Annotated in this window: 6 protein-coding genes; 3 read left to right on the top strand and 3 right to left on the bottom strand. The window is 34.3% G+C overall.

Annotated elements, in window-relative coordinates; translation table 11 throughout:
• On the top strand, positions 1-198 hold a 198-nt coding region (locus ABZA26_RS07975), incomplete at its 5' end, for a pyrimidine/purine nucleoside phosphorylase (protein WP_372713991.1).
• A gap of 98 nt (positions 199-296) precedes the next feature.
• Here the strand turns inward: ABZA26_RS07975 and ABZA26_RS07980 are convergent.
• Entirely contained in the window at positions 297-1,160 is an 864-nt protein-coding gene (locus ABZA26_RS07980; protein WP_372713992.1) for a MurR/RpiR family transcriptional regulator, read from the bottom strand.
• Positions 1,161-1,295: 135 nt separating this feature from the next.
• Entirely contained in the window at positions 1,296-1,913 is a 618-nt protein-coding gene (locus ABZA26_RS07985) for a CDP-alcohol phosphatidyltransferase family protein (RefSeq protein WP_372713993.1), read from the bottom strand.
• A 239-nt stretch (positions 1,914-2,152) separates the two neighbouring features.
• On the opposite strand from ABZA26_RS07985, the gene ABZA26_RS07990 reads away from it, so the two are divergent.
• Entirely contained in the window at positions 2,153-2,941 is a 789-nt protein-coding gene (locus tag ABZA26_RS07990) for an SDR family NAD(P)-dependent oxidoreductase (RefSeq protein WP_372713994.1), read from the top strand.
• On the opposite strand, the gene ABZA26_RS07995 is transcribed toward ABZA26_RS07990, so the two are convergent.
• Entirely contained in the window at positions 2,936-3,811 is an 876-nt protein-coding gene (locus ABZA26_RS07995) for a lysophospholipid acyltransferase family protein (protein ID WP_372713995.1), read from the bottom strand. The genes ABZA26_RS07990 and ABZA26_RS07995 overlap by 6 nt on opposite strands.
• A gap of 190 nt (positions 3,812-4,001) precedes the next feature.
• Between ABZA26_RS07995 and ABZA26_RS08000 the strand changes: the two genes are divergently transcribed.
• The coding region (locus ABZA26_RS08000) for a fructose-bisphosphatase class III (RefSeq protein ID WP_372713996.1) at positions 4,002-4,705 on the top strand (704 nt) is incomplete at its 3' end.

The raw sequence follows: 4,705 nt of genomic DNA on the forward strand, positions 1-4,705 counted from the left end.
ATGGCAGCAGGAGAGTATGAATTTGGGACTTCTACAAAAGAGTATATGACAGTGACAAGCGGTAAGCTGACAGTGAAGCTTCCAGGAAGCCAGGAGTGGAAAGAGTACTCTTCCAATGAAACTTTTATCGTGGAAGCCGGACAAAAATTTGGTGTGAAGACAGACGTAGAGAGTTCTTATCTTTGCATATATGAATAATATTTTTAATTAAACTATAACTTGAAATAAAAAGTCTCCTGAAGAAATTCTTCAGGAGACTTTTTATGATTCATATGAAAAATAATAATTTTAAAAAATCAGTTTCTTTTTACAAATATATTGTTTTCATTTGCAAACTTTTCAAATCTTTGGAGATATTTTTCTGTTTTCTCCTTGTCTTTATAAGAAAGAGAGAATATAAGGGCGTTAATAAGACACATAACTGCTGCCAGATGATCCACAAAGAAGGATTTTCTCACAGGAATGATGAGTAAAATATCTGCAAATTCTGCAAGGGGAGATACTACACTATCAGTTATCACGATAATTTTGGCTTTTTTTTCTTTGAGTATACCAGCGATAGTCACCACATTATTAGGATATCTCGGAAAACCAAAAAGCAGTGCCGTGGTATTTTCGTTGAGATCATTGAGATAGTTGAACCATCTTTCATTCCACTCGTCTATAATCTGTACATTGGAATGTATTTTACTTAAGTTGTATCCCGCATAACTGGAAAGACAGAAAGAACCTTTGAACCCCACTGTAAGTATGCTGTCTTTTTCATAAAGAGTATCCACAGCAGCATTGAAAGATTCTGCAGAGATCTCATTCAAGGTACTGTTTATAATTTCCACTTCAGACTCAAATATTTTTTCATATGCAGAACCGTGACTATCTGCCTTTTCGATCGAAAATTTTTCCAGGGTTGAAAGCTCTATTTTTAAAAAATCTCTTAAATCCTTCTGGAATGAAGGATAACCCTTGTATCCTAGTGAAGATGCAAATCTTATTACGGTAGATTCACTCACTTCGGCAGAAGCTCCGAGCACAGTGGATGTCATAAAGGCACACTGTTTCTGATTTTTCAAAATGTAGTCTGCCAATTTTTTTTGTTTTGGAGGAAGTTCATTTACGATATTCATTATTTTTTTAGTCAGATCAAAATCTGTTATTTTCATAATAGCCACCTTCACAATCTTAAACTGTATTTATCGTATTAGAATATAATTTTTCTACCTCTTTGTCAAGACTGTAAAGAGGTAGAGGCTTTTGAGAAAGATGATATTACCTAAAAAATCACTTAGAAAATCCGCCTAAAGATTGTGAAAATGCTTTTTGAACCAGATTTTTAAAGGGTTATTATCATCAATATAGGTAAATGCCAGAGTTCCTATATTTTCATTTACGTCTGAAGAGCTTAGAAAGACAGCGATTCCTTCAAGAGCTGATATGAATGAAACCCCCACTGTGAGGTAAAATAAATTTTTGCTGTAAACCCCCATAAAAAAAGCATGTACAAGAAATATATAAAGGATAACAGTAGAAACTTTTGACAGGTAAAGATGAAGGTTTGCAAAACGTCTGAATTTTATAAATCCTATTAACAAAAAAGCTACGTATGTGGCTAAAGTCAGTAAAAAAATAAGCTTATTATCTGTAAAAATTTCTGGCATAAGCATGATTGTCCACATGATTCCCGAAATAAGTAAAAAATTGTCAGCCCAGGAATCCAATCTGCTTCCGATTTCAGTGATCTGATTTAGTTTTCTTGCAAGAAATCCATCTAGAAAGTCTGTGATACCACACAAAATAAATCCAAAGGCCAGATAGTATGTGGGTCTATTCTGAAAAACTCCTACCCACATAAGAGAAAGAAATAAAAATCTTAAAAGTGTTATCTGATTTGAAATTTTTTTAAGGTCACTCCACATATATTTCACCTCTCTACAAAAGTCATTAATTTACTTTAATCTAATATAAGGTCTATTCATTATTTAAATACCGGTTTTTTTTAAAAACTCCTAGTAAACTAAAGTTAAAAATATTAAAATGAACGAGATATGTATGATTCTGAATTTTAACATCTTTAAAAATCAACTTGTACCAAAAGTTTATAACAAGGAATATCTGAAAATTTTAGAATAATTAACTGGAAATCAGAAATTTTTATATGAGCAGAGGTGATAAATTGAATGTAATTATTACAGGGGCCAGTAGCGGGATAGGAAGAGAGCTTCTGAAAATATTTGCTGACAAAGGGCACTGTGTAATAGCTGTGGCAAGACGGGAAGATAAACTGCAGGAGATCAAAGAAGAGTTTGGAGAAAAGGTAAAAGTAATATGTAAAGATATATCGAAACCTGAGAATATAGATAAGCTTTATGGTGAAATTAAAGAGCTGGATATAGAAGTGGATCTTCTTATAAATAATGCCGGGACAGGAGAGCATGGATTGTTCTGGGAGATAGATATAAAATCTCAGATGGAAATAGTGGATTTGAATATAAGGGGACTTACATACCTCACCAGGATTTTTTCAGAGGACATGATAAGAAAAGGAGGAGGCGGGATAATAAATGTAGCCTCAACAGCAGCCTTTCAGTGTGGTGGTGCTCTATTGGGAGTCTATTATGCTTCTAAATCCTATGTGCTGGCACTGACAGAAGCTCTTATAGAGGAGATGGAGTATAGGGGTGTGAGGGTAATGGCACTCTGTCCTGGGCCTACTTCCACTGAATTTAAAGGCATGAGCACTAAAAGAAAAGGATTGGAAAAATTTTATATAACGACTCCTAGACAAGTGGCAGAGTGTTGCTATAAAGATTATTTCAAAGGTAAGAATATATGTGTGCCCGGGTTTTTAAATAAAATCATTATTTTTACCACCAGGTTTCTTCCCAGAAAGGTTCAGAGAAAAATAGTCAGAAGAATCCAGGAAAAGAAAAAGAGGCTTTTATAAGCCTCCCTTGATTTTTTTAGAAAGTCTCCATCTGTCGTGAAACCACATCCACTGCTCAGGATATTGTGTTATAACTTTTTCCATTTTGCTGATAAGAAGCTGGGTGTTAGATTGCACATCTTCTTTAAAGTTTCCGGTTTTTATCATCTGAATCTCTTCAACTATTTTTGTCGTGCAAGAGTTATCAGGATTTAAGATATTGAATCCCCAAATAAGCGGGACATCATTTCTCAGTGCAAGGAAAACAGCACCAGTTGGAGAAATAGTCGTTTCACCAAAGAAATTAACAGTGGCTCCTTTATCTCTGTGATCGCTGAACAGGGCTATTATATCTTTTCTCTTTATTGATTCCATGAGTTCTCTCGAGGTTCTTTTACTTTTTTTCAGAAGGGTTATGTTGACTTTTTCTCTGTTTTTGGTGATCAATTTATCTAGATATGGGTTTCTCTGTTTTTTGGCTACTGTGACTATATGGTATTTTTCTGCAACCTTAAGAGAGGCTTCCATATTTCCCATGTGTATGCATGCAACTATGACACCTTTCCCCTTAGAGTAGGCTTTATCTAAAACCTCCATGTTTTCTACCGTTACTTTGCCCTCTTCTTTCAGATATTCTTCAAACCAAAGTGACGAAAGAAAGGCCTTAGACATTATTTTATAGGAACTAAGAGCTATTTTTTCAATTTCCTGCTGAGGTTTATCTGGAAAGGCCATCTTCAGGTTGGCTAAGGCTATAACTCTTCTTTTTTTTATGAGTCTGTAACCGGCCACTGCAAAAAATTCAGCTATTCTAAATCTCGCTTTTTCAGGAAAAATGCAGAGAATCTTTATAAAAAGAAGTATAATTAAATATTCGATTTTATGTTTCATGGAACCTCCGGAAATTTTGGATTAAATTTTGATGGAAATCAGATATATCCCGATTATTCTATCACAAGAGTGGAGTTAGAACAAGAAAATATAGTTGTGTACACTACTGCTTCATAAAATTAAAAAGAGTTTGACAGAACATAGAAAATGCTATATAAAAATAAAAAAGTGTAAGGGGGAGAATATACCTATGAGAGATTTGGATTATTTAAAGCTTTTATCAAAGCAGTATCCTAATATTGCAGATGTGACAAATGAGATAATAAATCTAAAAGCTATTTTGAGCCTGCCTAAGGGAACCGAACATTTCCTTACAGATATGCATGGGGAATATGAGGCCTTTTCATATCATTTAAGAAGTGCTTCTGGAGTCTTAAAATTTAAGATAGATGATATTTTCGGACATACACTGACGAGGGATGAGAAAAAAAATCTGTCCACTCTGATAATATATCCAGACAAACGTCTGAAATATGTGAAAGAAACTTACAGTGGTTCTATGAGTGAATGGTACAAGGTAACTATTTACAGACTTATTACAATATGTAAGGTAGTTTCTTCAAAATATACCCGTTCTAAAGTAAAAAAGGCTTTGCCCTCTGATTTTAATTATATTCTTGACGAGCTTCTCAATATTGAAAGTAAGCAACTGAATAAGGAAAAATATTACAATGAAATAGTGGATACAATAGTAGAGCTAGAGAGGGCTGACAGATTTATTGTAGCTATATGCGGACTAATACAGAAACTGGCAGTTGATATACTGCACATTATGGGAGATATATACGACAGAGGTCCTGCTCCTCATCTCATAATGGATGAACTCATGAAACATTCAAATGTGGATATTCAGTGGGGTAATCATGATATATTATGGATGGGGGCAGCCTTGGG

It is taken from the genome of Ilyobacter sp. (assembly GCF_041583315.1).
Lineage (GTDB): Bacteria > Fusobacteriota > Fusobacteriia > Fusobacteriales > Fusobacteriaceae > Ilyobacter.

Coding starts and splice junctions, on each gene's coding strand:
- ABZA26_RS07980 (WP_372713992.1), bottom strand. CDS start 1,160: ATGAAAATAACAGATTTTGATCTGACTAAAAAAATAATGAATATCGTA.
- ABZA26_RS07985 (WP_372713993.1), bottom strand. CDS start 1,913: ATGTGGAGTGACCTTAAAAAAATTTCAAATCAGATAACACTTTTAAGA.
- ABZA26_RS07990 (WP_372713994.1), top strand. CDS start 2,153: ATGAGCAGAGGTGATAAATTGAATGTAATTATTACAGGGGCCAGTAGC.
- ABZA26_RS07995 (WP_372713995.1), bottom strand. CDS start 3,811: ATGAAACATAAAATCGAATATTTAATTATACTTCTTTTTATAAAGATT.